Origin of the sequence: Citrobacter sp. RHB36-C18, from assembly GCF_013814485.1 — a bacterium.
Taxonomy (GTDB): Bacteria; Pseudomonadota; Gammaproteobacteria; order Enterobacterales; family Enterobacteriaceae; genus Citrobacter; species Citrobacter braakii.
This window is the reverse complement of record NZ_CP057125.1, coordinates 3,192,859-3,219,192: the sequence shown is the minus strand read 5'-3', so window position 1 is coordinate 3,219,192 and position 26,334 is coordinate 3,192,859. Positions and strand designations below refer to the sequence as shown.

Below are 26,334 nucleotides of genomic sequence, written 5' to 3'. Positions count from 1 at the left end.
GATGCGGCGAAGCCGACATCCGGCACAACACAGCTTAACTGAACATTGCCGTAATCGAGGCGCTGGCGAGCGAGTGGAAGTGAACGTTAAAGCCAACCATCGCGCCGCTGGCGTCCTCATCGACATCAATACGCTCCACATCCAGCGCGTGAACCGTAAAGATATAGCGATGGGTTTCACCCTTCGGCGGCGCAGCACCGCCATAACCTGCTTTACCAAAATCCGTACGGGTCTGAATCACCCCATCCGGCAGCGCAACCAGCCCGGAGCCGAAGCCTTGCGTGAGTACGCGGGTATCTGCTGGCAGATTTACCACCACCCAGTGCCACCAGCCGGAGCCGGTTGGTGCATCAGGATCGTAGCAGGTCACGACAAAGCTTTTGGTCCCTGCGGGCACGTCATCCCATGCCAGATGCGGGGAAATATTATCCCCGTCATACCCCATGCCGTTAAAGACGTGGCGATGCGCAAGCTTTTCGCCATCGCGCAGATCGTTACTGATTAGTTTCATGCTGACTCCTCTCGTTAGCCAAAAAGTGTAGCCAGAAACCGTAGAGCTTACCGCTGATTAATCGCTAAAAAATGTTGCACTGCGCACAGCCTCGTTTACGGCCTGGGTCAGACGACGCAACTGATCGGGCTGAATAATGTACGGCGGCATCAGATAGATCAGTTTGCCAAACGGTCGTACCCACACGCCCTGTTCAACAAAGAACTTCTGTAATGCCGCCATATTCACCGGATGCGTGGTTTCGATCACGCCGATGGCGCCGAGTACGCGCACGTCGGCTACCCAACTCGAGTCTGCCGCCGGGGCGAGTTCTGTCCGCAGTTGCGCTTCAATAGCCGCTACCTGTAAGCGCCACTCACCGGTTTCGAGTAACGACAGGCTGGCGGAGGCGACGGCGCAGGCCAGCGGATTACCCATAAAGGTTGGACCGTGCATGAAGCATCCGGCTTCACCGTTGCTGATGGTTTCCGCGACCTGACGCGTGGTCAGGGTGGCGGAAAGGGTCATGGTTCCGCCGGTTAAGGCTTTGCCCAGACACAAAATGTCCGGGGTTATGTTGGCGTGTTCACAGGCAAAAAGCTTGCCTGTACGACCAAATCCCGTGGCGATTTCATCGGCAATCAGCAGGATCCCTTCACGGTCGCACATCTTACGGATGCGTTTTAACCATTCGGGATGATACATGCGCATGCCGCCAGCGCCCTGCACAATCGGCTCAAGGATCACCGCCGCAATCTCGTGGCGATGCGCGGCCATCAGGCGGGCAAAAGGCACCATATCCAGTTCGTCCCACTCGCCGTCCATGCGGCTTTGCGGGGCGGGCGCAAACAGGTTCTCCGGCAGATAACCCTTCCACAGACTGTGCATCGAGTTGTCGGGATCGCAGACCGACATCGCGCCGAAGGTATCGCCGTGATAACCGTTTCGAAATGTCAGGAAACGCTGACGGGATTCGCCTTTGGCCTGCCAGTATTGCAGCGCCATTTTCATTGCTACTTCTACGGCGACCGAACCTGAATCCGCGAGAAAAACGCACTCCAGCGCCTCTGGTGTCATCGCCACCAACTGGCGGCACAGCGCAATGGCCGGGGCATGGGTAATGCCGCCAAACATCACATGTGACATGGCATCAATCTGCGTTTTCATCGCGGCGTTCAGCTGTGGGTGATTATAACCGTGGATCGCCGCCCACCAGGACGACATGCCGTCTATCAGCTTCTCACCGCTGGCTAAAATCAGTTCGCAACCTTCGGCACGCGCCACCGGATAAACCGGTAACGGGGAGGTCATGGAGGTGTAAGGGTGCCAGATATGGCGTTGGTCAAACGCAAGATCGTCCGTTGTCATAATCGACTTGTAAACCAAATTAAAAAGATTTAGGTTTACGAGTCTACACCAAACTCATAACGAAACGTATACCAATATGGCTCATTCTTCTCGCTGGACAATGTCGCAAGTCACCGAATTATTTGATAAACCGCTGTTGGATCTGCTGTTTGAAGCGCAGCAGATTCACCGTCAGCACTTTGATCCGCGGCAGGTTCAGGTCAGTACGCTGCTGTCGATTAAGACCGGTGCCTGCCCGGAAGACTGCAAATACTGCCCGCAAAGCTCCCGCTATAAAACCGGTCTGGAAACGGAACGTTTGATGGAGGTTGAACAGGTACTGGACTCAGCGCGTAAAGCGAAACAGGCCGGTTCAACGCGGTTTTGCATGGGCGCGGCGTGGAAGAATCCACACGAACGCGACATGCCTTACCTGGAACAGATGGTTCAGGGCGTAAAAGAACTGGGGCTGGAAGCGTGTATGACGCTGGGTACGCTGAACGAAAATCAGGCCCAGCGGCTGGCCAATGCGGGTCTGGACTACTACAACCATAACCTCGACACCTCGCCGGAATTCTACGGCAATATCATCACAACCCGTTCGTACCAGGAGCGCCTGGATACGCTGGATAAAGTGCGTGAGGCGGGCATTAAAGTTTGCTCCGGCGGGATTGTGGGACTGGGGGAAACGGTGACCGACCGCGCGGGTCTGTTGCTGCAATTAGCAAATCTGCCAACGCCGCCAGAAAGCGTGCCGATCAACATGCTGGTGAAAGTGAAAGGCACGCCGCTTGCCGATAACGACGATGTGGATGCTTTTGATTTTATTCGTACTATCGCCGTGGCGCGGATCATGATGCCGACTTCATATGTCCGTCTTTCAGCCGGACGCGAGCAGATGAACGAACAAACCCAGGCGATGTGCTTTATGGCCGGAGCTAACTCGATTTTCTACGGCTGCAAACTGCTGACCACGCCGAATCCGAACGAAGATAAGGATTTGCTGCTGTTTCGCAAGCTGGGTCTCAATCCGCAGCAAACGGCGGTGCTGGCCGGTGATAACGAACAGCAGCAACGCCTGGAGCAGGCGCTGCGTACCCCGGATACCGACGAATACTACAACGCGGCAACCGTATGACCTGGCAGCAAAAAATAGACGATGCGTTAACGGCGCGTCGTCGTGCTGATGCGTTGCGTCGGCGCTATGCGGTGACGCAGGGCGCCGGTCGCTGGCTGCAGGCCGACGGTCGCCAGTACCTGAACTTTTCCAGCAACGACTACCTTGGCTTAAGCCACCATCCGCATATTATCTGCGCGTGGCAGCAAGGCGCTGAGCGTTTTGGCGTCGGCAGCGGCGGCTCGGGTCATGTCAGCGGTTATTCCGTTGCTCATCAGGCGCTGGAAGATGAGCTGGCGCAATGGCTCGGCTATTCACGGGCGCTGCTGTTTATCTCCGGTTTTGCCGCTAATCAGGCGGTCATTGCCGCGCTGATGGGCAAAGAGGACCGGATTGTTGCTGACCGGCTCAGCCACGCCTCACTGCTGGAAGCTGCCAGCCTTAGCCCTGCCGTGCTACGTCGCTTTACCCATAACGATCCCCAACATCTGGAACGTCTGCTGACCACCCCCTGTCCGGGGCAACAACTCGTGGTCACTGAAGGTGTGTTCAGCATGGATGGCGATAGCGCACCGCTGGCGGAAATTCACGCGGTAGCAGAGCGGCAGGGCGCGTGGTTGCTGGTGGATGATGCGCACGGGATTGGCGTCAGCGGTGAGGAAGGGCGCGGTTCGTGCTCCCGACAGCAGGTGAAACCCGAGCTGTTAGTGGTGACGTTTGGCAAAGGGTTTGGCGTCAGCGGCGCGGCAATCTTGTGCTCAGACAGCGTGGCCGATTATCTGCTGCAGTTTGCCCGTCATCTGATCTACAGCACCAGTATGCCTCCGGCCCAGGCCCAGGCCTTGCGCGCCGCGCTGGAGGTGATCCGCAGCCGCGAAGGCGATGAGCGCAGAGAAAAACTGGCGATGCTGATCCAGCGTTTTCGCGCTGGGGTGAATACGCCGGACTTAACGCTGGCGCAGTCAGACAGCGCCATTCAGCCACTGATCGTGGGCGACAATCATAAAGCCTTGCAGCTGGCGGAGGCATTACGTCAACAGGGATGCTGGGTGACGGCTATTCGCCCACCGACGGTGCCGGTTGGTACGGCCAGGCTGCGGCTTACGCTGACCCAGGCGCATGAAGTCCAGGATATCGATCGCTTACTGGAGGTGCTGCATGGCTCAGGTCAATAAGCAGGCGATTGCTGCCGCGTTTGGCCGCGCGGCTACTCACTATGAGCAACACGCGGAACTCCAGCGTCAGAGCGCCGATGCGTTACTGGCGCGACTCGATGGTCGGGCATTCTCTCAGGTTTTAGATGCGGGCTGCGGACCCGGGCGTATGAGCCGTTACTGGCGGGAGCAGGGGAGCGAGGTCTGCGCGCTGGATCTGTCGGCGCAAATGCTGACTGAAGCGCAGCGTCACGATGTCGCCCACCGCTATTTGCTGGCGGATATTGAAGCCATTCCGCAGGCTGCTGCTATTTTCGACCTGGCCTGGAGCAATCTGGCCGTACAGTGGTGCAGCGATCTGCGCGGCGCGTTACGCGAGCTTTACCGGGTGGTGCGTCCTGGCGGGACGGTGGCGTTTAGTACCCTGGCGCAGGGGTCAATGCCGGAACTTCGTCAGGCGTGGCGAGCAGTTGATGAGCGGGAGCACGCCAATCGTTTTTTGCCCGTGGAGCAACTGGAAAACACCCTGCATGGGTGGGACGTTGAATACCAGTCTCATGCCGTCACGCTGTGGTTTGACGATGCGCTGAGCGCCATGCGCTCGCTGAAGGGCATTGGCGCGACGCATTTGCATGATGGCCGCGAGCCGCGCGTCCTCACCCGCTCACAGTTGCGCCAGCTACAGCTAGCCTGGCCCTGCCAGCAGGGGAAATATCCGCTGACCTATCATCTATTTTTGGGAGTGATTCAACGTGACTAACACTTTTTTTGTCACCGGGACGGATACCGAAGTGGGGAAAACTATCGCCAGCTGCGCGTTGCTACAGGCGGCGGGGCAGAGGGGATTGCGAACCGTCGGCTATAAGCCAGTGGCGTCGGGCAGTGAAATGACGGTTGAAGGTCTGCGTAATAGCGATGCCCTGGCATTACAGCGCAACAGCTTTGTGACGGTGGATTATGCGGCTATCAACCCCTATACCTTCGCGGAACCTACCTCACCGCATATCATCAGCGCGGACGAAGGTCGCCCCATTCAGGCCTCTGTAATGTCTGCGGGTTTACGCGCGCTGGAACAACAGGCTGACTGGGTGCTGGTGGAAGGTGCCGGCGGGTGGTTTACGCCGCTTTCGCCAACGCTGAGTTTTGCTGACTGGGTGAAAACAGAGCAACTGCCGGTTATTCTGGTGGTTGGCGTTAAGCTCGGCTGCATCAACCACGCTGTGCTGACCGCCCAGGCGGTGCAGCAGGCCGGACTGACGCTTGCCGGATGGGTCGCCAATGATGTGACGCCACCTGGCAAGCGTCATGCTGAATATATGGCAACGCTCAGGCGTGTGCTTGCGGCTCCGCTGCTGGGGGAGATTCCCTGGCTGGCAGAAGAGCCGGAGCGGGCATCAACAGGACGTTATATCGATCTTAGCGTTTTGTCTGTAGCGCCCCCCAGTCGGTGATTAGCGGGTTGCTGAGCTGTGTGATTTGCCCCTGAGCCACGTTGCGCCCACGGTGTAACAGGCAGTAGCAGTCAGCGACCCGACGTATAAACGGCAGGCTCTGCTCCGCGAGCATTATGGCGATGCCGAGCTCCTGGCTTAACCTTACAACCAGGTTCCCCAGCTTGTGAATATATGCCTGGCCACTTCCCCGCGTGGGCTCATCGAGGATCAGCAGGCGCGGACGTGTGACCAGCGCGCTGGCGAGCGCAAGCTGGTGCTGATCATCTTCCGATAATGCCGCCCCTTTGGCCTGACGCAGTACGAACAACTGTGGAAACAGGCGGTAAATATCACTGCTGTTCATCGTTTCGCTTTCCTCAACCGCCTGGCGCGCAATATGCAGATTTTCCTCTACCGTCAATTGCGAAAAAATCCGTCTCTCTTGTGAAACGTAGTTAATGCCCAGCGCGATGCGATTTGCCGCCGGAATGGGACTCAGGTCGCGCGGTGGTGCGCCAGCCTGATGCCAGAACATGGTGCCGCTTTCGATCGGTAAATTGCCGATAATGCAATTGGTCAGTGTAGTCTTTCCCATCCCTGGAAGCCCCAACACACCGGTACATTTACCGGGCAGCAGGTCGAGATCCACATCCCATAGGGAGTGTTGATTACCGTAATAATGATTCACTGCGCGAAGACTCAACATAGATTCCTCCAGCATGATGCTATCCGCCCCACGTACAGGTCGTCGGAAGAAAATTGCAATTCTCTTGCCAGAAGAGGGATTGGGGTCAAAAAACAGCAGGAGAGTGTGCCGCGCAGGCGGTAACGTCTGGCTAGCCGGAGGGCTGGCGTTGTTTTGTGCACATTGCCAGTGCCTGGCGGTGTCGTAATGGTGCAGGCAAGAAAATGATGAAAATGCGAGCAAGATCCCGGCCATTCCAGGCCGCTTCGTTAGCTGATAAATATCAAAAAATAGCGATAAATTTTTTTTATCCCTCCGGAAAAGGGAGTGAGGGCGTTTTTGCCAGGCTACAGTCCATACGGGCTGGAGGCAGTTATCCACTATTCCTGTGGATAACCTTGTGTATTAGAGTTAGAAAACACAATGTAAGCGAGAGAAGACGCGGCCTGCGACTAAATTGATGCGAAAGACGGCTCGGGATAATAGTCATTAAATTACAGAATGTTAGATAAAATCAATGGCTGTCGCAGAAGTGTCATGCGTTGCCACAAAACTTTCATCGGGCAGCTTGACAAATGTTAAAAAAGTCATTGCTTTGGGGATAACACGTTTTTGCTGGTGTTTTATCTTGTCTGAGGCCAAATTTTAGCCTGCAGTCACGGTCATTCTGATGGCGTATCAGAAATATTCTGGTACGTTACTGTTTTTTCATCCAGTATATTTTACTGGCAAAATATACGACTGCGAGTAAAATTACACACCTGCCCGCCCATTGCTTCAGGTAGCTGCTCATGAGTAAACCGTTCAAACTAAATTCCGCTTTTAAACCCTCTGGCGATCAGCCTGAGGCTATTCGCCGTCTGGAAGAAGGGCTGGAGGATGGTCTGGCGCATCAGACGCTGCTGGGGGTGACGGGCTCGGGGAAGACATTCACCATCGCTAACGTAATTGCGGACTTGCAGCGGCCTACCATGGTGCTGGCTCCCAATAAGACGCTGGCCGCGCAACTGTACGGTGAGATGAAAGAGTTCTTCCCGGATAACGCGGTGGAGTATTTCGTCTCCTACTACGACTATTATCAGCCGGAAGCCTACGTTCCAAGTTCTGACACCTTCATCGAGAAGGATGCCTCGGTTAACGAACATATTGAGCAGATGCGTCTGTCGGCGACCAAAGCGCTGCTGGAACGTCGGGATGTCGTTGTCGTCGCGTCAGTTTCCGCTATCTATGGTTTGGGCGATCCGGATCTGTATCTGAAAATGATGCTGCATCTGACGGTGGGGATGATTATCGACCAGCGTGCGATCCTGCGCCGCCTGGCGGAACTGCAATATACCCGCAACGATCAGGCATTTCAGCGCGGAACCTTCCGCGTGCGTGGTGAAGTGATCGACATTTTCCCGGCTGAATCCGACGACATTGCGCTGCGCGTGGAACTGTTTGATGAAGAGGTCGAACGTTTATCGCTGTTTGACCCGCTTACCGGGCAGGTTGAATCCACGATTTCGCGCTACACCATCTATCCTAAAACGCACTACGTGACGCCGCGCGAACGTATCGTGCAGGCGATGGAAGAAATCAAAGTGGAGCTGGCAGAGCGGCGTAAGGTCCTGCTGGCAAATAACAAACTGCTGGAAGAACAGCGGCTAAGTCAGCGTACGCAGTTCGATCTGGAAATGATGAACGAGCTGGGTTACTGCTCGGGGATTGAAAACTACTCCCGCTATCTGTCCGGGCGTGGCCCCGGCGAGCCGCCGCCGACGCTGTTTGATTACCTGCCTGCCGACGGCCTGCTGGTGGTGGATGAATCCCACGTCACTATCCCGCAAATTGGCGGTATGTATCGTGGTGACCGGGCGCGTAAAGAGACTCTGGTCGAATACGGATTCCGTCTACCGTCGGCGCTGGATAACCGTCCGCTTAAATTTGAAGAGTTTGAAGCGCTGGCCCCGCAGACCATCTACGTCTCAGCGACGCCGGGCAACTATGAGCTGGAGAAATCCGGTGATGACGTCGTCGATCAGGTAGTACGACCGACCGGCCTGCTGGATCCAATCATTGAGGTACGCCCGGTGGCGACGCAGGTTGACGATCTGCTGTCTGAGATCCGCATCCGTGCGGCGATTAACGAACGTGTGCTGGTCACTACGCTCACGAAACGGATGGCAGAGGATCTCACCGAATACCTCGAAGAGCACGGTGAGCGGGTGCGCTATCTGCACTCAGACATCGATACCGTGGAACGTATGGAAATCATTCGTGACCTGCGTCTGGGCGAGTTTGACGTGCTGGTGGGTATCAACCTGTTACGTGAGGGTCTGGACATGCCTGAGGTCTCACTGGTGGCGATTCTGGACGCAGACAAAGAAGGGTTCCTGCGTTCTGAACGTTCGCTTATTCAGACCATCGGTCGTGCGGCGCGTAATATCAACGGGAAGGCTATTCTCTACGGCGACAAAATTACCGCCTCAATGGCTAAGGCGATAGGTGAAACTGAACGCCGTCGTGAGAAACAGCAGCTCTACAACGAAGAACACGGTATTACGCCGCAGGGGCTGAACAAGAAAGTGGTCGATATTCTGGCGCTGGGTCAGAATATTGCGAAGACTAAGGCGAAAGGCAAAGGGAAGTCACGCGCAGGCGCGAAGTCTGAAATTGTCGAACTGGATATGACGCCAAAAGCGCTGCAGCAGAAGATTCATGAGCTGGAAGGGCAGATGATGCAGCATGCGCAGAATCTTGAATTTGAAGAGGCTGCGACAATCCGCGACCAGTTGCATCAGTTGCGCGAGTTGTTTATCGCGGCATCGTAAGATTGTTTCCACTTTCCAATTCGCCATCGCGTAAATGCCATGGCGATTGGAAAAATACAGAATTTATTATCATTTATAATTATATTATTAGTTTTTCTATTGCCATTTATTATTCTTAAAATTAATGCGCTCACTCTAATTGATTCTTTGCTGAATTGATTTTTGTTTTTCCACTTTGTGAACCTCATCGTTTTATTCTTTACATTTCTGACGATTCTTTCAGCATTTTGGCAGCAAGAAAAAGGCTGTCATTGTTCCTTTTTTTATAATTGTCCTGTCATAGAAATTTCCCTGACGAAAATATAAAGGAAAATTATGAAAGAGATAATATGCAATTACGCTGAGAATGATTATGCCATTCAGGACGCCATGATATGTTCTGGCGTTGGTGAACAACACCAGAAAAATTTTGGTGCAGTCAGCCCTCCGCTAGTAAAAACCAGTCTGTTTGTGCAGCAGAGCTATCAGCAATACTGTGATGATATGCAGCACGAAGCTGAACGTTACATCTATTCCCGGGGGCTTAACCCAACAACGGAACTGTTAGAGCATAAACTGGCAGCGTTGGAGCGTGGCGCGGCCTGCAAAGTTTTTGGCTCGGGCATGGGCGCGATAAGCGCAACATTGTTTGGCCTGCTGAAAAGTGGTGACCATATTATTCTGGTGAATAATGTTTATGGTCCAACAGTTGTGCTGGTGAAGCAAATGCAACAACGATTTGGTATTGACTATGACATTGTTCTCAGTGGCGATGTCGAGGATATTCGGCAGAAAATAAAGCCGAATACTCGCATGATATACACGGAATCCCCAGGAACAATGACCATGCGAGTTGTGGATCTGCAGATGATAGCAGAGTTGGCGAAAGAGAATAATATTATTACTGCCATTGATAATACATGGGCTACGCCACTCTTCCAAAAGCCATTGACTCTTGGTTTCGATTTAGTGCTCCACTCTTGTACTAAATATATCGGCGGTCACAGTGATTTAACGGCGGGTGCTGTGGTAGGCGCAAAAGTCTATCTTGATATTATTCGTGATTTTTCACATCAGCTTCTTGGCGCAGTGCTGGCCCCAGATAGTGCATGGTTAGTGATTCGCGGTTTACGAACGTTGCCGCTGCGCATGAGACAACATCAGAATAATACCTATGCAATTCTTACTTTTCTCAATAGCAGAGCAGAGGTTGAGAATATCTGTCACCCTCTTATGGCAGATGCAAAACAACGTGAAATTGTTTCACAACAAATGTTTGGTACTTCTGGTCTCATTAGTTTTGAACTTAAAGATGGCAGTTTTGAAAAAGTTAAAGCCATCATTGATAGTTGTAGAATTTTCAAACCGGGGTGCAGTTGGGGGGGATATGAAAGCCTGATTATTTCTCCAAATCGCGGTTATAACCAGGATGTAATATGCAAAGATGGGATGGCACTTGGTTTAATTAGGATTTCAATTGGACAAGAATCTCCAGAGATGTTAATCGCGGACTTAGAGAATGCGTTTGATTCTATAAAAACATATTAATAGCGGGAAAATAACATGGTAAGCACAAATAAGCAACCGAGCTTTTATGCAGCATTGATGTTATTAGTGGCTATTTTCCTGGTTTTCTTTATAGGTATTGGGATTTTAAATTACCCAGTTGAATTTATCTTAATTGTTATTACGATTATTACAGGTTTTTTTGCCAGATACTATGGCGCGGGCTGGAAGGAAATTCTCCAGACTTTTATAGAAAAAATAAAAGATGCCGTCCCTGCAATGTTAATTTTACTGTCGATCGGTATGTTGATTGGATGCTGGATGGTTAGTGGTACCATTCCGTTAATGGTCTATTATGGCCTGGAAATTATCAACCCAGCTTACTTATATCTTACAGCTTTTTTAGTGACGGTTTGCATCTCGACATTTACAGGCACTTCATGGGGTTCCGCAGGAACAATTGGTGTGGCGTTGGTTGCCGTTGCTGCGGCGATGAATGTGTCATTGCCGATTACTGCTGGAGCCGTTATCTCCGGTGCCTATTTTGGTGATAAATTATCTCCTTTATCAGATACCACAAACATGGCCGCGTTAGCTGCGGGGGCTGAGCTTTATCAAAGTATTAGAAATATGTTGTATACATCGGTTCCTGCTTTTTTGTTTGCCTGCCTGGGGTTTTATATCGCGGGGTTAGATTTAAATTTGGTAAATTCAATCCAACTAGATACTATCCCGGTCATGAAAAAAGCGCTAAACTCATTATTCTGGCTTAACCCTTTATTAATATTACCGACATTGCTGGTCTTTATTGGTGCGATAAAAAAATGGGATACCATTATTGTTTTGATCGCATCTTCTTTTTTTGCTCTGGCAATATGCGCAATTTTTCAGCCGTTTACCATGATGGACCTTGTTCAAGCATCGATTAATGGCTTTAATACCAATATGATCAGCAATTTTTCAGATGTCGCGATGAATGAATCTACGACTAAAAATATTAATATATTGCTTAATCGTGGCGGTATGTATTCAATGGTTAGCCCAATTGTGGTTATGCTTTGTGCATTTATGTTCGCTTCGGCACTTGATGTTTCTGGTGGCCTTAATGTGCTGCTTGGGCGACTGGTTAAGAAATTAAAAACGGTGACCAGTACTCTGTTGGCGACAATGTTCACAAGTTCTTTATTAGTTGCCTGCACTGGCAATGCAGTCATCAGTTTCTTTCTGGTGAAGAATATTTATGATCCTTGTTTTAAAAACAAAAAATTGCATATGGTTAATATGTCCCGATCAATGGAGTCTGGAGCCACGCTACTTGAAGGACTTTTCCCTTGGACAATATCTGGTATGTTCATGGCGAAGACGCTGGGGGTAGCGACGCTGGATTATGCACCCTGGGTTTTGTTCAATTTAAGTTGCCTGGTTATGGCCGTATTCTTTGCCATTCTTGCCCGGTGGTCTAATTTTGGCACAAGATACGAAGAGCCAATATCCGCCGAGCATGTACCTGTGCTGAGAGGTTAATGCAGTAAGCTACAATCCTCATTACGATGAGGATTGTATGCTAATCACGCACTTGGGATTACCCCAGCGCCTGTACCGCTTTCTCCAGCGCGTAATGCAATAGCTGGCGGTCATGGCGGTAGGGAATGTCGCTGGCTTCCAGCACTTCCTGAATAACAACGCGGTCGGTAACGGTGGATACATCCACTTTCGGGCCCACAACCACCGCATCAATCACTTTCCTGCCAACGTACTGTTCAATGATTGCCAGCTTATCGTTAAGCGTCAGGCTGGCTGCTGGCAGGCTTAATTCACGACCCAGATTGCCGATGTAGACCATCGGGGCAGGTGTGCGACGTAATGCCTGCGCCAATTCGTCGAGCAGCAGGAGCGGCATCAGGCTGGTGTAAAAACTGCCGGGTCCGATCAAAATCAAATCCGCTTCGGCGATAGCTTCAACTGCCTCCCGCGTGGTGGGGACTTTTGGCGACAGCATCAGTTCCTGAGGCGGGATGGTGAGCTGATCGATATTCACTTCGCCATAGACTTCATGTCCCTGATCGTCGATAGCCATCAGATCCACCGGCAGCTCCGACATCGGAATTAAATGCGCGTCAACTTTCAGCAGACTACGAATTAAATTGATGGCTTCCAGAGGCCGCACGCTGAGGTGATCGAGCGCCTTTAACATCAGATTTCCGAGGTTATGCCCGGAAAGCTCACCATTACCGCCAAAACGATACTCAAACATGGCGGATGCAACGCTGGGTTGAGTAATTAACTGGTTCAGACAGTTACGCATGTCTCCCCAGGCAATTCCTCCTTCAGAGCGACGAATACGACCTGTCGACCCGCCATTATCGGTCGTGGTGACGATCCCCGTCAGGCGTGAACCTAAAGGGGAAAGAGAGGAGAGAACGCGTCCCAGTCCATGCCCTCCGCCGAGAGCGACAACGCGGTCCAGATCTGCCAGCGTGCGAGTGCGCATATATTTTCCTGATATCAATTGATCGGCGCTACAGTAACGTAAATAGTGTGTTTTCAGCAATTATCCAGGCGGAATCTGGCGTAATTTTTTTCTGCGATCTACTCCTTTCTGACGAGATGCACCTGCCGGCAAGATGATGTATATCAATGCAAAACTGTGGTTTTTGCTTATTCTGTAGCGAAATTGCACGATCATGTCGCTATATATGTGTTTATACAGCGAAAGTGTACATGGCAAAAGCGTCATTTACACGCTAGTATCGGCATAACCACAATGTACTCTGAATAATTTGAGTTGCAGGAAGGCAGTGAGGGAGAAAATCCCCCGTAAGCGGACATAAGTACGTGACTGGGGTGAACGAATAAAGCCCACGCTTCTGCAATTTGAAGTATGACGAGAATAAACACTCTAGCCTCTGCACCTGGGTCAAATGATACGGTGCTTTGGCCGTGACAATACTTGAATAAGTTTGTCACCAGGGCGTAGGAAGAAATGACTACGTCTCCCGTATTTGGAAAGGTGTACATGGGCTCTCAACTTACCGATGCTTTCGCACGTAAGTTTTACTACTTACGTTTGTCGATTACCGATGTGTGTAACTTTCGTTGCACCTACTGCCTGCCGGATGGCTATAAGCCCGGCGGTGTCACCAATAACGGCTTTTTGACCGTTGATGAAATTCGCCGCGTTACGCGCGCGTTCGCCAGTCTGGGAACGGAAAAAGTGCGTCTGACAGGGGGCGAACCTTCATTGCGTCGCGACTTTACCGACATTATCGCCGCCGTGCGCGAAAACCACGCCATCCGTCAGATTGCGGTGACCACTAATGGTTATCGTCTGGCGCGTGATGCCGCTGCCTGGCGCGATGCCGGACTGACCGCACTGAACGTCAGCGTCGACAGCCTCGATGCCCGTCAGTTTCACGCCATTACCGGGCAGGACAAATTTCAGCAGGTGATGGCAGGCATTGACGCCGCCTTTGATGCGGGTTTTGAAAAAGTGAAAGTCAATACCGTGCTGATGCGCGACGTAAACCATCATCAACTGGACACCTTCCTGGCGTGGGTTCAGCCCCGTCCTATCCAACTACGCTTTATTGAACTGATGGAAACGGGCGAGGGCAGCTCTCTCTTCCGTAAACACCATATCTCAGGCCAGGTCCTGCGTGATGAGCTGTTGCGTCGCGGCTGGATCCACCAGATCCGACAGCGCAGCGACGGCCCGGCTCAGGTTTTCTGTCATCCTGACTATGCTGGTGAAATTGGTCTGATCATGCCTTATGAGAAAGACTTCTGCGCCACCTGCAACCGTCTGCGCGTTTCCTCTGTCGGCAAACTGCATCTGTGTTTATTTGGTGAAGGCGGCGTAAGCCTGCGTGATTTGCTGGAAGATGACGCTCAGCAGTCGGCGCTGGAAGAACGCATTTCAGCCGCGCTGCTGGAGAAAAAGCAGACTCATTTCCTGCATCAGAACAATACCGGTATTACGCAAAACTTATCTTACATTGGCGGCTGATCGCTAAAAGGAGTTTTTCATGAGTCAGGTAAGCGCTGAATTTATCCCGACACGCATTGCTATTCTTACTGTTTCCAACCGTCGCGGCGAAGAAGATGACACCTCCGGCCATTATCTGCGTGACTCGGCGCAAGAGGCGGGTCATCAGATTGTCGACAAGGCTATTGTCAAAGAGAACCGCTACGCCATTCGCGCCCAGGTTTCTGCATGGATTGCCAGTGAGGATGTGCAGGTCGTGCTCATTACAGGCGGCACGGGCTTAACCGAAGGGGACCAGGCGCCAGAAGCGCTGCAACCGCTGTTCGACAGAGAAGTCGAAGGGTTTGGTGAAGTATTCCGTATGCTGTCGTTTGAAGAGATTGGCACCGCGACGCTGCAATCCCGGGCGATTGCCGGAGTGGCCAACAAAACGCTGATTTTCGCCATGCCTGGGTCGACTAAGGCGTGTCGTACCGCATGGGAAAATATCATTGCGCCGCAGCTCGATGCCCGTACGCGTCCGTGTAATTTCCACCCACATTTGAAGAAATAAGTATGTCGCAACTGACTCATATTAACGCCGCTGGCGAAGCGCATATGGTGGATGTCTCCGCCAAAGCGGAAACCGTACGCGAGGCGCGTGCAGAAGCATTCGTGACCATGCGTAGCGAAACGCTGGCGATGATTATCGACGGCAGCCACCATAAGGGCGACGTTTTCGCCACGGCGCGTATTGCCGGTATTCAGGCCGCCAAACGGACCTGGGATCTTATCCCGCTGTGCCATCCGCTGATGTTGAGCAAGGTTGAAGTTAATCTGCACGCCGAGCCGGAACACAACCGCGTACGCATTGAAACGCTGTGTCGCCTGACTGGGAAAACCGGCGTCGAAATGGAAGCGTTAACGGCGGCCTCCGTGGCGGCGTTGACCATCTACGATATGTGCAAAGCGGTGCAAAAGGATATGGTGATTGGTCCGGTGCGTTTGCTGGCTAAAAGCGGTGGCAAATCGGGAGATTTTAAGGTGGATGCGCATGATTAAGGTTCTTTTCTTTGCTCAGGTACGGGAATTGGTGAACACGGATGCGATAGAAGTCGCCGCTGAGTTTGCAACGGTAGAAGCGCTGCGCCGGAGTCTTGCGGCAAAAAGCGATCGCTGGGCGTTGGCGCTGGAAGACGGCAAGCTGCTGGCCGCGGTAAATCAGACGCTGGTCAGTTTTGACCATCCCCTTAATGCGGGTGACGAAGTGGCTTTCTTCCCACCGGTAACCGGAGGCTAAGATGGCTGAAACGCGAATTGTTGTTGGTCATGCGCCGTTCAGCGTCGGGGATGAGTATCCCTGGCTGGCCGAACGCGATGAAGATGGCGCGGTGGTCACTTTCACCGGTAAAGTCCGCAATCACAATCTCGGCGATAGCGTGCAGGCGTTAACGCTGGAACACTATCCGGGAATGACCGAAAAAGCGCTGGCGGAGATTGTCGACGAAGCGCGTGCGCGCTGGCCGCTGGGACGAGTAACGGTCATTCATCGCATTGGCGAACTGTGGCCGGGTGACGAAATCGTTTTTGTTGGCGTGACCAGTGCGCATCGCAGCAGCGCGTTTGATGCCGGGCAGTTCATTATGGATTATCTGAAAACCCGCGCACCGTTCTGGAAGCGCGAGGCCACGCCAGAAGGTGAGCGCTGGGTTGATGCCCGCGACAGCGATAAGCTAGCAGCAAAACGCTGGTAGAGTACAATTGGTGTAGGCTCATACTGATTCAGGAGATTGTCATGGACCGATTCCCACGATCCGATTCTATTGTACAGGCCCGTTCCGGCCTGCAAACGTATATGGCGCAGGTGTACGGCTGGATGACCTGCGGACTGTTGCTGACGGCGTTTATCGCCTGGTATGCGGCAAATACGCCCGCGGTGATGATGTTTGTCTTCTCCAGCAAAATCACCTTCTTTGGACTGATCATCGCCCAGCTAGCGCTGGTGTTCGTCCTGTCCGGCATGGTGCAAAGGCTCAGCGCGGGAATGGCGACCACGCTATTTATGCTCTATTCGGCATTAACCGGGCTGACGCTATCAAGCATTTTTATCGTCTATACCTACTCGTCTATCGCCAGCACCTTCGTGGTCACCGGCGGGATGTTCGGGATCATGAGTTTGTACGGCTACACCACCAAACGCGATCTCAGCGGTTTCGGCAATATGCTGTTTATGGCGCTGATCGGTATTGTGCTGGCCTCGCTGGTTAACTTCTGGCTGAAGAGCGAAGCGCTGATGTGGGCGGTGACCTATATTGGGGTGATTGTGTTTGTCGGCCTGACCGCTTATGACACGCAGAAGCTGAAAAACATCGGTGAGCAGATCGACCTGCGTGACAGCTCCAATCTGCGTAAATACGCAATTCTTGGGGCCTTAACGCTGTATCTGGACTTCATCAACCTGTTCCTGATGCTGCTGCGTATCTTCGGCAATCGTCGTTAATTCTCTGTTCCCGGATGGCGTAAGCCGCCATCCGGTGAATCATTTCGCCATTGCCTTCTCGTTTTTTACCCGCAACTTTTTCGCCCGACTCTCCAGCAGCAAATAGCACATCAGCGCCAGCAGCAGCGGAATAAAATAGTACAGCACGCGATATGCGAGCAGGGCGGCAATGATTGTCCCCTGAGAGGTGTTCTCTCCCGCCAGCAGCGCCATAAAGACCGCCTCCAGCACGCCAATCCCCGCCGGAATATGCACGATAACACCGGCGATACTGCTCACCAGCAGCACGCCCAGCACGAAGAAATAGTTGATATTCTGACCCAGCAACAGCCAGATAATCGCCCCCATTACCATCCAGTTAGTACCGGATATCGCCATTTGCGCGAGGGCAAATTTCCAGGAGGGCAGCACCAGTTTTTGGCCCTTGATGGTGATGTGGCGATGTTTAGCGAAAGCGCAAAACCACAGATAAACAACAATCATCAGCAGCAGCGCAATGCCTAAGAGGCGTAGCGTACCTTCATCGATATACCAGTGCGCGGGCAGTTCAACGACGCCGAAGGTGAAAATAAAACCGCCCAGCAGAATATAGCCCAGCCAGTTGGTGGTAATGCTCAGTGAAAAAATTCGCGTAATTGTGCTCCCCGGTAACCCGAGACGCGAGTAGAGACGATAACGCATCCCAATACCGCCCACCCATGTGCTTAACGTCAGGTTGAAGGCGTAACAGATAAACGACACCAGCATGACCTGGCGTTTTGCCAGCTTGTGCCCGCAGTAGTAGCGCCCGAGCAAGTCATAGCAGCCGTAAAGTAAATAACTGACGATCACCAGCCCTACGGCGCTGAGCAGGGCGATCCGATTGTAATCGCGGATTACCGTCCACACTTCCTGCCAGTTGACCTTACTGGCATAAACGACCAGCAATACGATGACCGCAATAAAAAATAGCCATGTGAGGATCTTTTTCGCTAAGCGCCAGCGTCGGTGGTTTTTTGGCATCAGGTTTCCCCTCCTGCATCCTCAGTTGGAATACGATCCTGGGTTTCCAGAGTTGGCTGTGCGGGGGGGGCTACCTCGGCCAGATGCGGGGTATGCGCCGGTAGCCAGCCGACCAGCGCCGGGAAGTGGCGTAAAAAGTGGAAGGCCAGCACGCTTTTGGTCAGGTTCCACCAGGTACGTTTTGGCAGCATTGATTCATCAACTCGCTTGCAGTCCTGCGCAATAATGGGGTTCAGGTTGTCACGCAGGGTCTGGTTAAACGTGCGGTCATGAATAATAAGATTCGCCTCCAGATTGAGCGACAGACTGAGCGGGTCGAGATTGCTGGAACCTACCGTCGCCCAATGATCGTCCATCAGCGCGACTTTACCATGCAGGGGCTTACGCCGGTATTCATAGACATGGACGCCGCCTTTAACCAGATAGTTATACAGCAGGCGGGCACCCACTTTCACAATCGGCATATCCGGTTCACCCTGGACGATGAGTTTTACCCGAACACCGCGTCGCGCAGCTTTTCGTAGGGCATGCAGCAGGCGATAACCCGGAAAGAAATAGGCATTGGCAATGATCACTTCTCGCCGGGCCTGGGTCAGCATTTTCAAATAGTGGCGTTCAATATCATCGCGATGCTCTTCGTTATCGCGCCAGACAAACAGCGCCTGCGCTTCGCCTGGCCGATGATTTTCAATTGCCCGGTGATGACGTCGCCACCAGCGTCGTACGGCGCTCTGTCCCGGTAAGTTATCCAGCACGAATTTCAGGATGTCGGCCACGACAGGACCTTCCACGCGAACGGCATAATCCTGCTTGGCCTCGGGACCGTAATCAGACATGTGCTCAGCGGAATAATTGATGCCGCCGACAAAGGCAACACGGTCATCAATGACCACAATTTTGCGATGCATACGGCGAAAGAGATTGGTGCGCATACCGAACAGACGCGGGCGCGGATCGTAGTAGCGGAAAACAACGCCTGCTACGGTCAACTCTTCGACAAAACTGTCGCTAAGATCCGGCGAGCCGTAACCGTCCAGCAGCACCTCTGCTTGGATTCCGCGCTGGGCGGCTCCGAGCAAGGCGGCATGCAGCTGTTTTCCGACCGCATCTTCAAACCAGATAAAAGTCTCAAGGATAATTTTTTGCTGTGCCTGTTCAATAGCGTCAAAGACGGCGGGATAGTATTGATCGCCGTTTTCCAGCAGTTGAATTTGATTGCCATCACGCCAGCCATTTTTCATAAATGAATCTCCGCACTCAGGGGGGCATGATCGGACAAATGTCGCCAGTGACGCAGCGCCAGCGTCGTTGGAGTACTGGCATTCGCGTTTTTCACATAGATCCTGTCCAGACGCAGCAGGGGAAACTGCACCGGAAACGTCCGCGCCGGGCGACCGTGGGCGCGGGTAAAAATCTCGTCAAGGCCGGCCCTGGCTTTCAACGGGTGATTGGCCGTTTGCCGCCAGTCGTTAAAATCTCCGGCGATCACCACAGGCTCCGCGTCGGGCAGGGCATTGACCCAGTCAGCCAGCATAGCGAGCTGGGCCTGACGGTGTGCTTCACGCAAACCGAGATGCACGCACATGACATGAATTGGGTGCGAGAGCATTGGCGGCACGATGCGGCAGTAAAGGACCCCGCGCTTTTCACTCGCGCCGACGGACACATCGCGATTTTCATAATGTTCAATGGGATAACGCGACAGCACCGCGTTACCGTGATGCCCTTGCGGGTACACGGCGTTACGCCCGTAGGCGAAGTCGCTCCACATGGAGTCCGCCAGAAATTCGTAGTGGGTGGTATCCGGCCAGTTCTCAATCTGCAGCGAGTGAGCATCGTGCGCGCCCATAACTTCCTGTAGGCACACAATGTCTGCACCGACCGTTCTGACAGCCTCCCGTAGCTCAGGCAAAATAAAACGCCGGTTGAAGGCGGTGAACCCTTTGTGAGTATTAATGGTGAGCACATTGAATGAAAATTGAACTCCCGATCCGCTCATGAGCCTCCCGTTGGCGTCACTTCCTAAATAAAATAGTGTAGTCGTCGTCACAAAAAGATGCGGTGTTGCGGAATTTTCCGTAAAGTCCGGTACTCTGAATAATTAGTTGAAAATCCTTCAGGAGAAAAGCCATGAGGTGGCAACAACGTGTTCGTGTCGCAACGGGTCTAAGTTGCTGGCAGATTGTGTTGCATTTACTGGTAGTGGCGTTGCTGGTAATGGGCTGGATGAGCGGTACGCTGGTGCGCGTCGGCCTGGGATTATGCGTCGTTTACGGCGTAACGGTTTTATTAATGCTGGCCTTGCAACGTCACCATGAACAGCGGTGGCGCGACGTAGCTGATGTGCTGGAAGAACTGACTACCACGTGGTATTTCGGTGCCGCGATGATCGTACTGTGGTTGCTGTCGCGCGTGCTGCAAAACAACGTCTTGCTGGCCCTGGCGGGGCTGGTGATCCTTGCCGGACCCGCCGTGGTCTCGCTGTTGGCGAAAGACAAAAAGCTACATCACCTTGCGTCTAAACATCGCATACGCCGCTGAGCCGGTCGTGGCCGCTATTACCAACAGCGGCCACAAACTTCCCCACACAATCTGCAGACTCGCATCCTTCAGGTAAATCTGTTTCGTGATGTCCGTAAAATGGCGGATTGGGTTTATCCACGTCAGATTCTGTAGCCAGACCGGCATATTTTCGACCGGCGATACGTAGCCTGAAAGTAAAATCGCCGGCATCATAAACACAAACACGCCGATAAACGCCTGCTGCTGGGTGGCACACAGTGATGAAATCAGCAGACCAAAGCCGACCAGCGACAGCCCGTAAATCACCATCGTGAAATAGAACAGCCCCAGTGAACCGGCAAACGGAATGTGATAAGCCCAGATGCCGATCGCCAGCACAATGGTGGCCTGAAACGTTGCCACAATTAACGCGGGCACCGCTTTACCGATGAATATCTGCCAGGTGGTAAGCGGGGAGACCAGCAACTGATCCAGCGTGCCTTGCTCGCGCTCACGGGCAACCGAGAGCGAAGTGACGATCATGACGCCGATGGTGGTGATCATGGCGATCAGCGACGGAACCACAAACCATTTGTAATCCAGATTCGGGTTATACCAGTTACGCACCACCAGCTCGCTGTTGTTCGGTTTCGGCTTGCCGTCCATCAGATCCTGCTGATACTCCTTAACGATTTGTTGCAGGTAATTCGCGGCAATTTGCGCACTGTTAGAGTTACGCCCGTCGAGAATAATCTGCATGGGAGCCTGCTGGAAGGTATCCAGATTACGCGAAAAGTTGGCCGGGAAACGCACCAGCAATAGGGCTTTTTGCGTGTCGATGGTGGGCTGGATCTCCTGCGGGCTTTTCAGCAGCAGAACGTGCGTAAAGGCGCTGGCGCGAGCGAAGCGCTGGGTTAGTTCCACCGAATGTTTACCGTTGTCTTCGTTATAGATAGCGATAGTGGCGTTGGTGACTTCCAGCGTGGCCGCGAACGGGAACAGAATAACCTGAATCAGCACCGGTAAAATCAGAATGGCTCGCGTCTGCGGTTCACGTAACAGCGATTGCAGCTCTTTACGAATTAATGTCCATAAGCGATGAAACATGCCCGTCCCCTTAATCCAGCCGACGTTTGGTTTTAAGCCACGTCAGGCCAATAAACATCACCGCCGAAGCGATTAAAAACAGCACGTTGATAATCAGCACCACCGGAATATTTCCCGCCAGAAACAGGCTTTGTAGGGTGCTGACGAAATAACGAGCCGGAATAATATAGGTTACTGCCCGGATAATCGCCGGCATGCTGTCTATCTGGAAGATAAAACCCGACAGCATAATCGAGGGCAGGAAGGCGGCGTTTAGCGCGACCTGCGCGGCGTTAAACTGGTTGCGGGTGATGGTGGAGATAAGCAACCCCATGCCGAGCGTGCTGAGCAGGAACAGGCTGGTAATAAAAAACAGGATCAGCAACGAACCGCGATAGGGCACGCCGAGAATAAACACCGACACCAGCATACACAGCAGCATCGCCAGCATGCCCAGAAAGTAATAGGGGATCAGTTTGCACAGCAGCAGTTCGACGCGGGTGACTTCGGTAGACAACAGCGCTTCCATGGTTCCGCGCTCCCATTCGCGCGCCACCACTAATGAGGTGAGGATAGCGCCAATAACCGTCATGATGATGGTTACCGCCCCGGGAATAATAAAATGTTGGCTGATGGCCGCCGGGTTAAACCAGTAGCGGGTCTGCACGTCGATCAAAGGTTCAAATGATTCTCCGCGATCTTCCGCCCGCTGTTGTTGCCAAATCTGCCAGATGCCTTCGACATAACCCTGCACAAAGTTAGCGGTATTCGGTTCACTGCCGTCGGTGATCACCTGGATCGGCGCCACGTCGTTGGGTCGCGCCATCTGCTGGGCGAAATCCACCGGGATCACCACCAGCCCGCGAATGCGCCCGGCCTGCATTTTCTCAATCAATTCCTGACGGTTATCGCTGATGGTGGCGTCAATATACGGTGAACCGGTCATGGTATGGGTAAAATCCAGCGCCTCTTCGCTTTGCTGTTCGAGCAGAATCCCTACCCGCAGCTTGCTGGAGTCGAGGTTGATCCCGTAGCCGAAGATAAACAGCAGCAGCAGCGGGATCACCACCGCAATCAGCCAACTGCTGGGATCGCGGACGATCTGGCGCGTCTCTTTCACGCACAGTGCGCGTACGCGACGCCAGGAGAGAACGGAGTTACTCATGCGTATGCTCCTTATCCCAGTCATTGATTAGCGTGATAAACGCCTGTTCCATGGTCGGGTCTGGCGTCTCACTGTCAGCAGCCTGAGCTTTCAGGTCGTCCGGCGTACCGCTGGCAATCAGTTTGCCGCGATACACCAGCCCGATGCGATCGCAGTATTCTGCCTCATCCATAAAGTGGGTGGTCACCATCACCGTGACGCCTTTTTCCACCATGCTGTTGATATGTAACCAGAACTCCCGACGGGTGAGGGGATCGACCCCGGAAGTGGGTTCATCGAGGAACAGAATGTCGGGTTCATGCATCAGCGAACAGGCCAGCGCCAGGCGCTGTTTAAAGCCCAGCGGCAGTTCGTCGGTGGCGTGGGAGGCGATACTCTTCAGGCCGAATGCCTCGCTCATCCGCTCGATTTTCTCCTTCTGCGCCCGACCGCGCAGGCCGTAGACGCCGGAGAAAAAGCGCAGATTCTGTTCAACCGTCAGGTTGCCATACAGGGAGAATTTCTGTGCCATATAACCCAGATGCTGACGCGCTTTACCGGAGCTGACCTTCAGGTCCATGTCCAGCACCAGCGCTTTACCCGAGGTGGGGACCAGCAGGCCGCACATCATTTTAAAGGTGGTGGATTTGCCCGCGCCGTTGGGTCCTAACAAACCAAAAATCTCGCCGCGCTGCACGGCAAAGTCTACGTGGTCGGTAGCGGCAAAATCGCCAAATTTTTTGGTCAGCGCTTTGGCTTCGATCACCGTTTCACCTGGCGTGCCTTCCACGGTATGCAGGATAGCACCCAGCGGGGACTCCGATGTTCCGGCCCCGCCAAGTAAATCGATAAAGGCATCCTCGAAGCGGGGGGCGGTTTCGTTGATGGTTATCTCCGGCATGCCGTCAGCGTTTTGAATCTGCTGGGCCGTCGCTTCTTTTTTCAGGATTAAGCGGACGGATTTCCCCTGAATCATCCCGTCGCTAACCTGCGGCAGTTTTAACGTGCGTTGCAGCAGTCGGCGGTTATTTTCCTGCGAACTGCTCATCAGGAAGCTGCGACCCGACATGGTTTGCGTAAGCTGAGTGGGATCGCCCTGATACAGCAATTCACCTTCGTTCATCAGCAGCACATCACGGCATTGTTCAGCTTCATCCAGATACGAAGTGCTCCAGAGGATCAGCATGCCGTCCCCGGCCAGCTCATGAACCATTTGCCACAGTTCGCGACGGGAAATAGGGTCGACGCCCACGCCAGGCTCATCCAGCAGTAACACGCTGGGTTCACCGACCAGCGTACAGGCAAGTCCGAGCTTCTGTTTCATGCCGCCGGAAAGCTTGCCGGCCAGGCGTCCGGTAAACGGCCCCAGCGAGGTAAATTCCAGTAACCGGGCAAAGGTTTTTTCTCGCGCTTCACCGGTAACGCTACGTAAATCTGCATAGAGATTGAGGTTCTCCATGACGGTCAAATCTTCATACAGACCAAATTTCTGCGGCATGTACCCCAGTACCGCATGCAGCGCGCTGTCGTCTTTGATGGGATCAAAACCAATTACCGTTGCGCTTCCGGCGTCGGGTTTCAACAGCCCTGCCAGCATTCGCATCAGCGTGGTTTTGCCAGCGCCATCCGGCCCGACCAGCCCGGTCACGTAGCCCGCATGAACGGTACAGTCGAGCGGGGCGACCGCCGGTTTATCCATTCCGGCAAAGTTTTTCGTCAGTCCATTCAGCGTAATGACGGCGTCATTCATGCCGTGCCTCATCGCTGAACTTTATCGTTACCGGCATTCCCTGGCGCAGCGCATCGTCCGCGTCGGTCACCACAATACGCAGGCGATAAACCAGGTCGGTGCGCAGGTCAGGGGTCTCGACTGTTTTTGGGGTAAACTCGGCGGTGGGCGACACGAAGCCGATTTTACCGTGATACGGTTTGTCCGGACGGCCATCGGTGTAAAGCAGGATTTCGCGTCCTGGCTGCGCCTGGCTCAGATTTCGTTCATCAACGTAGGCGCGAACCCATACCGGACGCGTGAGTGACAGCGTCAGTACCGTGCCCCCTTCGTTCAGCATGCTGCCGGGTTCGACCGCACGGGTGAGTAACGTGCCGTCAGACGGCGAGGTCAGCGTGGTGTCATGCAAATTAAGCTCTGCCTGGGCCAGCTCGGCCTGAGCTTGTTCGAGCGTGGCTTTCGCCTGCTCGATGTCCTGCACACGATTACCGCTGCGGTATTGGGTGAGTTTATCCTGTGCGGATTTCAGAGAGGCCAACGCCTGATCGCGTGATGAACGGGCGTTTTCCAGATCGTTGGCGGAGATAGTGCGGCTTTTCCACAATCCCACCTGCCGATTGTAAAAGTTTTGCGCGTAATCATAGGCTGCCTGCGCCTGTTTGACTGCCGCTGCGGTTTGCGCGATCTCTTCTTCACGATACCCTGCCAGCATCAGATCGTATTGCGCCTGCGCGGCGGCAACATTCGCTTTTGCCTGCATTAATGCGTTTTCGTAAGGTGCACGGTCCAGTTCGCCCAGCACCTGACCGGCGGTAATGGCATCGCCTTCGTCAACCGCCAGCGAGGCCAGCCTGCCGCCGACGCGAAAACTCAGGTTGACGCTACGGATATCGACATTGCCGTACAGCGTCAGACCGTTATCTTGCCGACTTTGATACCACCACGTTCCACCGGCAATCACGGCAACGAGGGCCGCGATGACCAGCCCGAGAACGACAGGTTTTTTCATGACTCCAGACTCCTTTGCGTTAAACCTTGCAGAATAAGATCGATGTGACAGGTGATCGTTTGGTCAATCAGCGCGGTTTTATCCTCATCAAATTGTGACCAGCCCGTACGCAACAGAATGGTTTCTTTCCCCAGACGAAAGGCCAGTACCTCGCCGAGTAGGGCGTGGGTGTGCAGGATCATTTGGGTATCGTTGGCATCGCCGCCGGTATAGGCAGCAATCAGGCGCGTCAGGTGAGTATGTAGCGGATTGATAACCTGGTCGTGCACCAGTTGATAAGCCGCGGTGGGGGAAAGCTGTTCGCGCGAAATAAATTTGCTCAGGTTAACGGTATCGTCCTGGGTTAACAGCATGATCATATTTTTGCAGGCGCGGAGGATCAGTTCGCGCATCGCGCCACGATCCGGTTCCGGCTGAGCAAACAGACGCTCGGCTTCTTCAGCATGCGGGCGAAACTGTGAGCCGATAAAATCCGCAATCCACTGGGCGCAGGCGAGATATAAATCCTCTTTTGAGCCAAAATAGTAGGTGATGGCAGCAATATTTTGCCCGGCCTGCGCGGCGATATCGCGAGTAGTGGCGTGCAGACCATACTCGCCAAACTGCGCCAGCGCGGCGGCAATGAGCTGATTTTTCGCCTGTTCACCTTTGGTTGTCATGGTGGGTGTATTCATAGCACGACTCAGATATTAATCAATCGATTGATTAAGATTATGACTGATGTGTAACCTTGTCCAGTCCGGACCGTTATTTTTCAGCGCAGGGATAATTTATGCGGCACATCACAAAAACTGCTACACTCCGCCCCTTCATGACATTGTGGTTTTTGTCATCTTTATTATATGTATCTCCCTGAAAACGACACCGGTAACGG

Annotated in this window: 26 protein-coding genes and 1 riboswitch; of the genes, 14 read left to right on the top strand and 12 right to left on the bottom strand. The window is 53.3% G+C overall.

The window, feature by feature from the left end:
* Positions 1-34 precede the first annotated feature (34 nt).
* Positions 35-511: a kinase inhibitor gene (locus HVZ52_RS15480; protein WP_016156043.1), complete on the bottom strand. Its 477-nt coding sequence runs from the start codon at positions 509-511 to the stop codon at positions 35-37.
* Between the two features lie 57 nt (positions 512-568).
* A complete protein-coding gene (bioA, locus tag HVZ52_RS15475; protein WP_181598434.1) occupies positions 569-1,858 on the bottom strand; it encodes an adenosylmethionine--8-amino-7-oxononanoate transaminase in 1,290 nt (429 codons plus the stop codon).
* Between the two features lie 76 nt (positions 1,859-1,934).
* Between bioA and bioB the strand changes: the two genes are divergently transcribed.
* From bioB to bioD, 4 genes are read left to right on the top strand one after another with little or no spacing between them, the layout of a single operon-like run.
* Positions 1,935-2,975, top strand: coding sequence for a biotin synthase BioB (gene bioB, locus HVZ52_RS15470; RefSeq protein ID WP_181598433.1), 1,041 nt, complete (start codon positions 1,935-1,937; stop codon positions 2,973-2,975).
* The gene (bioF, locus tag HVZ52_RS15465; protein ID WP_181598432.1) at positions 2,972-4,129 is read left to right on the top strand and encodes an 8-amino-7-oxononanoate synthase; all 1,158 of its coding nucleotides are present in this window, start codon (positions 2,972-2,974) and stop codon (positions 4,127-4,129) included. The genes bioB and bioF overlap by 4 nt, the downstream gene beginning before the upstream one ends.
* Positions 4,113-4,868, top strand: coding sequence for a malonyl-ACP O-methyltransferase BioC (bioC, locus tag HVZ52_RS15460; RefSeq protein WP_181598431.1), 756 nt, complete (start codon positions 4,113-4,115; stop codon positions 4,866-4,868). Before bioF ends, bioC begins: the two co-directional genes overlap by 17 nt.
* Entirely contained in the window at positions 4,861-5,559 is a 699-nt protein-coding gene (gene bioD / locus HVZ52_RS15455; RefSeq protein WP_181598430.1) for a dethiobiotin synthase, read from the top strand. The genes bioC and bioD overlap by 8 nt, the downstream gene beginning before the upstream one ends.
* Here bioD and HVZ52_RS15450 read toward each other — a convergent pair.
* A complete protein-coding gene (locus HVZ52_RS15450; protein ID WP_047359446.1) occupies positions 5,525-6,247 on the bottom strand; it encodes an ATP-binding cassette domain-containing protein in 723 nt (240 codons plus the stop codon). The genes bioD and HVZ52_RS15450 overlap by 35 nt on opposite strands.
* Before the next feature lie 770 nt (positions 6,248-7,017).
* On the opposite strand from HVZ52_RS15450, the gene uvrB reads away from it, so the two are divergent.
* From uvrB to nhaC, 3 genes are all read left to right on the top strand, one after another.
* Entirely contained in the window at positions 7,018-9,039 is a 2,022-nt protein-coding gene (gene uvrB, locus HVZ52_RS15445) for an excinuclease ABC subunit UvrB (protein WP_016152344.1), read from the top strand.
* Between the two features lie 315 nt (positions 9,040-9,354).
* Positions 9,355-10,566 carry a PLP-dependent aspartate aminotransferase family protein gene (locus HVZ52_RS15440; RefSeq protein WP_019076339.1) on the top strand — a complete coding sequence of 404 codons (1,212 nt, stop codon included), beginning with the start codon at positions 9,355-9,357 and terminating at the stop codon, positions 10,564-10,566.
* Between the two features lie 15 nt (positions 10,567-10,581).
* A complete protein-coding gene (gene nhaC / locus HVZ52_RS15435; protein WP_181598429.1) occupies positions 10,582-12,048 on the top strand; it encodes a Na+/H+ antiporter NhaC in 1,467 nt (488 codons plus the stop codon).
* A gap of 58 nt (positions 12,049-12,106) precedes the next feature.
* Here nhaC and yvcK read toward each other — a convergent pair whose 3' ends face one another.
* Complete coding sequence (yvcK, locus tag HVZ52_RS15430) at positions 12,107-13,015, bottom strand: uridine diphosphate-N-acetylglucosamine-binding protein YvcK (protein WP_016152345.1); 909 nt, start codon at positions 13,013-13,015, stop codon at positions 12,107-12,109.
* 392 nt (positions 13,016-13,407) lie between these two features.
* A riboswitch (molybdenum cofactor riboswitch) is annotated at positions 13,408-13,553 on the top strand.
* On the opposite strand from yvcK, the gene moaA reads away from it, so the two are divergent.
* From moaA to HVZ52_RS15400, 6 genes are all read left to right on the top strand, one after another.
* A complete protein-coding gene (moaA, locus tag HVZ52_RS15425) occupies positions 13,541-14,530 on the top strand; it encodes a GTP 3',8-cyclase MoaA (protein ID WP_016152346.1) in 990 nt (329 codons plus the stop codon). (Overlaps the previous riboswitch by 13 nt.)
* Positions 14,531-14,549: 19 nt before the next feature.
* On the top strand, positions 14,550-15,062 hold the full coding sequence (gene moaB / locus HVZ52_RS15420; protein ID WP_016152347.1) for a molybdenum cofactor biosynthesis protein B: 513 nt from the start codon (positions 14,550-14,552) through the stop codon (positions 15,060-15,062).
* Between the two features lie 2 nt (positions 15,063-15,064).
* The gene (gene moaC, locus HVZ52_RS15415; protein WP_003035188.1) at positions 15,065-15,550 is read left to right on the top strand and encodes a cyclic pyranopterin monophosphate synthase MoaC; all 486 of its coding nucleotides are present in this window, start codon (positions 15,065-15,067) and stop codon (positions 15,548-15,550) included.
* The gene (gene moaD / locus HVZ52_RS15410) at positions 15,543-15,788 is read left to right on the top strand and encodes a molybdopterin synthase sulfur carrier subunit (protein WP_016152348.1); all 246 of its coding nucleotides are present in this window, start codon (positions 15,543-15,545) and stop codon (positions 15,786-15,788) included. Before moaC ends, moaD begins: the two co-directional genes overlap by 8 nt.
* A gap of 1 nt (position 15,789) precedes the next feature.
* Positions 15,790-16,242 (top strand): molybdopterin synthase catalytic subunit MoaE, encoded by a 453-nt coding sequence (moaE, locus tag HVZ52_RS15405; protein ID WP_046274634.1) that lies wholly within the window; start codon positions 15,790-15,792, stop codon positions 16,240-16,242.
* A gap of 41 nt (positions 16,243-16,283) precedes the next feature.
* The gene (locus tag HVZ52_RS15400; RefSeq protein WP_003831536.1) at positions 16,284-16,988 is read left to right on the top strand and encodes a Bax inhibitor-1/YccA family protein; all 705 of its coding nucleotides are present in this window, start codon (positions 16,284-16,286) and stop codon (positions 16,986-16,988) included.
* A gap of 39 nt (positions 16,989-17,027) precedes the next feature.
* On the opposite strand, the gene HVZ52_RS15395 is transcribed toward HVZ52_RS15400, so the two are convergent.
* From HVZ52_RS15395 to HVZ52_RS15385, 3 genes are read right to left on the bottom strand one after another with little or no spacing between them, the layout of a single operon-like run.
* The gene (locus HVZ52_RS15395) at positions 17,028-17,990 is read right to left on the bottom strand and encodes a YbhN family protein (protein ID WP_016152350.1); all 963 of its coding nucleotides are present in this window, start codon (positions 17,988-17,990) and stop codon (positions 17,028-17,030) included.
* Positions 17,990-19,231 carry a cardiolipin synthase ClsB gene (clsB, locus tag HVZ52_RS15390; RefSeq protein WP_181598428.1) on the bottom strand — a complete coding sequence of 414 codons (1,242 nt, stop codon included), beginning with the start codon at positions 19,229-19,231 and terminating at the stop codon, positions 17,990-17,992. The genes HVZ52_RS15395 and clsB overlap by 1 nt, the downstream gene beginning before the upstream one ends.
* On the bottom strand, positions 19,228-19,989 hold the full coding sequence (locus HVZ52_RS15385; protein ID WP_181598427.1) for an endonuclease/exonuclease/phosphatase family protein: 762 nt from the start codon (positions 19,987-19,989) through the stop codon (positions 19,228-19,230). Before HVZ52_RS15385 ends, clsB begins: the two co-directional genes overlap by 4 nt.
* A gap of 131 nt (positions 19,990-20,120) precedes the next feature.
* Between HVZ52_RS15385 and HVZ52_RS15380 the strand changes: the two genes are divergently transcribed.
* Positions 20,121-20,531, top strand: a complete 411-nt coding sequence (locus tag HVZ52_RS15380; protein ID WP_016152353.1) for a YbhQ family protein — start codon at positions 20,121-20,123, stop codon at positions 20,529-20,531.
* On the opposite strand, the gene HVZ52_RS15375 is transcribed toward HVZ52_RS15380, so the two are convergent.
* From HVZ52_RS15375 to cecR, 5 genes are read right to left on the bottom strand one after another with little or no spacing between them, the layout of a single operon-like run.
* The gene (locus tag HVZ52_RS15375; protein WP_181598426.1) at positions 20,493-21,599 is read right to left on the bottom strand and encodes an ABC transporter permease; all 1,107 of its coding nucleotides are present in this window, start codon (positions 21,597-21,599) and stop codon (positions 20,493-20,495) included. The two genes, HVZ52_RS15380 and HVZ52_RS15375, sit on opposite strands and share 39 nt — an antisense overlap.
* Before the next feature lie 10 nt (positions 21,600-21,609).
* On the bottom strand, positions 21,610-22,743 hold the full coding sequence (locus HVZ52_RS15370) for an ABC transporter permease (RefSeq protein ID WP_016156059.1): 1,134 nt from the start codon (positions 22,741-22,743) through the stop codon (positions 21,610-21,612).
* Positions 22,736-24,472, bottom strand: a complete 1,737-nt coding sequence (locus tag HVZ52_RS15365; RefSeq protein WP_016152356.1) for an ATP-binding cassette domain-containing protein — start codon at positions 24,470-24,472, stop codon at positions 22,736-22,738. The genes HVZ52_RS15370 and HVZ52_RS15365 overlap by 8 nt, the downstream gene beginning before the upstream one ends.
* Complete coding sequence (hlyD, locus tag HVZ52_RS15360; RefSeq protein WP_019076344.1) at positions 24,465-25,460, bottom strand: secretion protein HlyD; 996 nt, start codon at positions 25,458-25,460, stop codon at positions 24,465-24,467. Before hlyD ends, HVZ52_RS15365 begins: the two co-directional genes overlap by 8 nt.
* Positions 25,457-26,134 (bottom strand): transcriptional regulator CecR, encoded by a 678-nt coding sequence (cecR, locus tag HVZ52_RS15355; protein ID WP_016152358.1) that lies wholly within the window; start codon positions 26,132-26,134, stop codon positions 25,457-25,459. Before cecR ends, hlyD begins: the two co-directional genes overlap by 4 nt.
* Positions 26,135-26,334 lie beyond the last annotated feature (200 nt).

Excerpts from the sequence above, each read along its gene's own strand:
- HVZ52_RS15480 (WP_016156043.1), bottom strand. The coding sequence starts at position 511 with ATGAAACTAATCAGTAACGATCTGCGCGATGGCGAAAAGCTTGCGCAT.
- bioA (WP_181598434.1), bottom strand. The coding sequence starts at position 1,858 with ATGACAACGGACGATCTTGCGTTTGACCAACGCCATATCTGGCACCCT.
- bioB (WP_181598433.1), top strand. The coding sequence starts at position 1,935 with ATGGCTCATTCTTCTCGCTGGACAATGTCGCAAGTCACCGAATTATTT.
- bioF (WP_181598432.1), top strand. The coding sequence starts at position 2,972 with ATGACCTGGCAGCAAAAAATAGACGATGCGTTAACGGCGCGTCGTCGT.
- bioC (WP_181598431.1), top strand. The coding sequence starts at position 4,113 with ATGGCTCAGGTCAATAAGCAGGCGATTGCTGCCGCGTTTGGCCGCGCG.
- HVZ52_RS15450 (WP_047359446.1), bottom strand. The coding sequence starts at position 6,247 with ATGTTGAGTCTTCGCGCAGTGAATCATTATTACGGTAATCAACACTCC.
- uvrB (WP_016152344.1), top strand. The coding sequence starts at position 7,018 with ATGAGTAAACCGTTCAAACTAAATTCCGCTTTTAAACCCTCTGGCGAT.
- HVZ52_RS15440 (WP_019076339.1), top strand. The coding sequence starts at position 9,355 with ATGAAAGAGATAATATGCAATTACGCTGAGAATGATTATGCCATTCAG.
- nhaC (WP_181598429.1), top strand. The coding sequence starts at position 10,582 with ATGGTAAGCACAAATAAGCAACCGAGCTTTTATGCAGCATTGATGTTA.
- yvcK (WP_016152345.1), bottom strand. The coding sequence starts at position 13,015 with ATGCGCACTCGCACGCTGGCAGATCTGGACCGCGTTGTCGCTCTCGGC.
- moaA (WP_016152346.1), top strand. The coding sequence starts at position 13,541 with ATGGGCTCTCAACTTACCGATGCTTTCGCACGTAAGTTTTACTACTTA.
- moaB (WP_016152347.1), top strand. The coding sequence starts at position 14,550 with ATGAGTCAGGTAAGCGCTGAATTTATCCCGACACGCATTGCTATTCTT.
- moaC (WP_003035188.1), top strand. The coding sequence starts at position 15,065 with ATGTCGCAACTGACTCATATTAACGCCGCTGGCGAAGCGCATATGGTG.
- moaD (WP_016152348.1), top strand. The coding sequence starts at position 15,543 with ATGATTAAGGTTCTTTTCTTTGCTCAGGTACGGGAATTGGTGAACACG.
- moaE (WP_046274634.1), top strand. The coding sequence starts at position 15,790 with ATGGCTGAAACGCGAATTGTTGTTGGTCATGCGCCGTTCAGCGTCGGG.
- HVZ52_RS15400 (WP_003831536.1), top strand. The coding sequence starts at position 16,284 with ATGGACCGATTCCCACGATCCGATTCTATTGTACAGGCCCGTTCCGGC.
- HVZ52_RS15395 (WP_016152350.1), bottom strand. The coding sequence starts at position 17,990 with ATGCCAAAAAACCACCGACGCTGGCGCTTAGCGAAAAAGATCCTCACA.
- clsB (WP_181598428.1), bottom strand. The coding sequence starts at position 19,231 with ATGAAAAATGGCTGGCGTGATGGCAATCAAATTCAACTGCTGGAAAAC.
- HVZ52_RS15385 (WP_181598427.1), bottom strand. The coding sequence starts at position 19,989 with ATGAGCGGATCGGGAGTTCAATTTTCATTCAATGTGCTCACCATTAAT.
- HVZ52_RS15380 (WP_016152353.1), top strand. The coding sequence starts at position 20,121 with ATGAGGTGGCAACAACGTGTTCGTGTCGCAACGGGTCTAAGTTGCTGG.
- HVZ52_RS15375 (WP_181598426.1), bottom strand. The coding sequence starts at position 21,599 with ATGTTTCATCGCTTATGGACATTAATTCGTAAAGAGCTGCAATCGCTG.
- HVZ52_RS15370 (WP_016156059.1), bottom strand. The coding sequence starts at position 22,743 with ATGAGTAACTCCGTTCTCTCCTGGCGTCGCGTACGCGCACTGTGCGTG.
- HVZ52_RS15365 (WP_016152356.1), bottom strand. The coding sequence starts at position 24,472 with ATGAATGACGCCGTCATTACGCTGAATGGACTGACGAAAAACTTTGCC.
- hlyD (WP_019076344.1), bottom strand. The coding sequence starts at position 25,460 with ATGAAAAAACCTGTCGTTCTCGGGCTGGTCATCGCGGCCCTCGTTGCC.
- cecR (WP_016152358.1), bottom strand. The coding sequence starts at position 26,134 with ATGAATACACCCACCATGACAACCAAAGGTGAACAGGCGAAAAATCAG.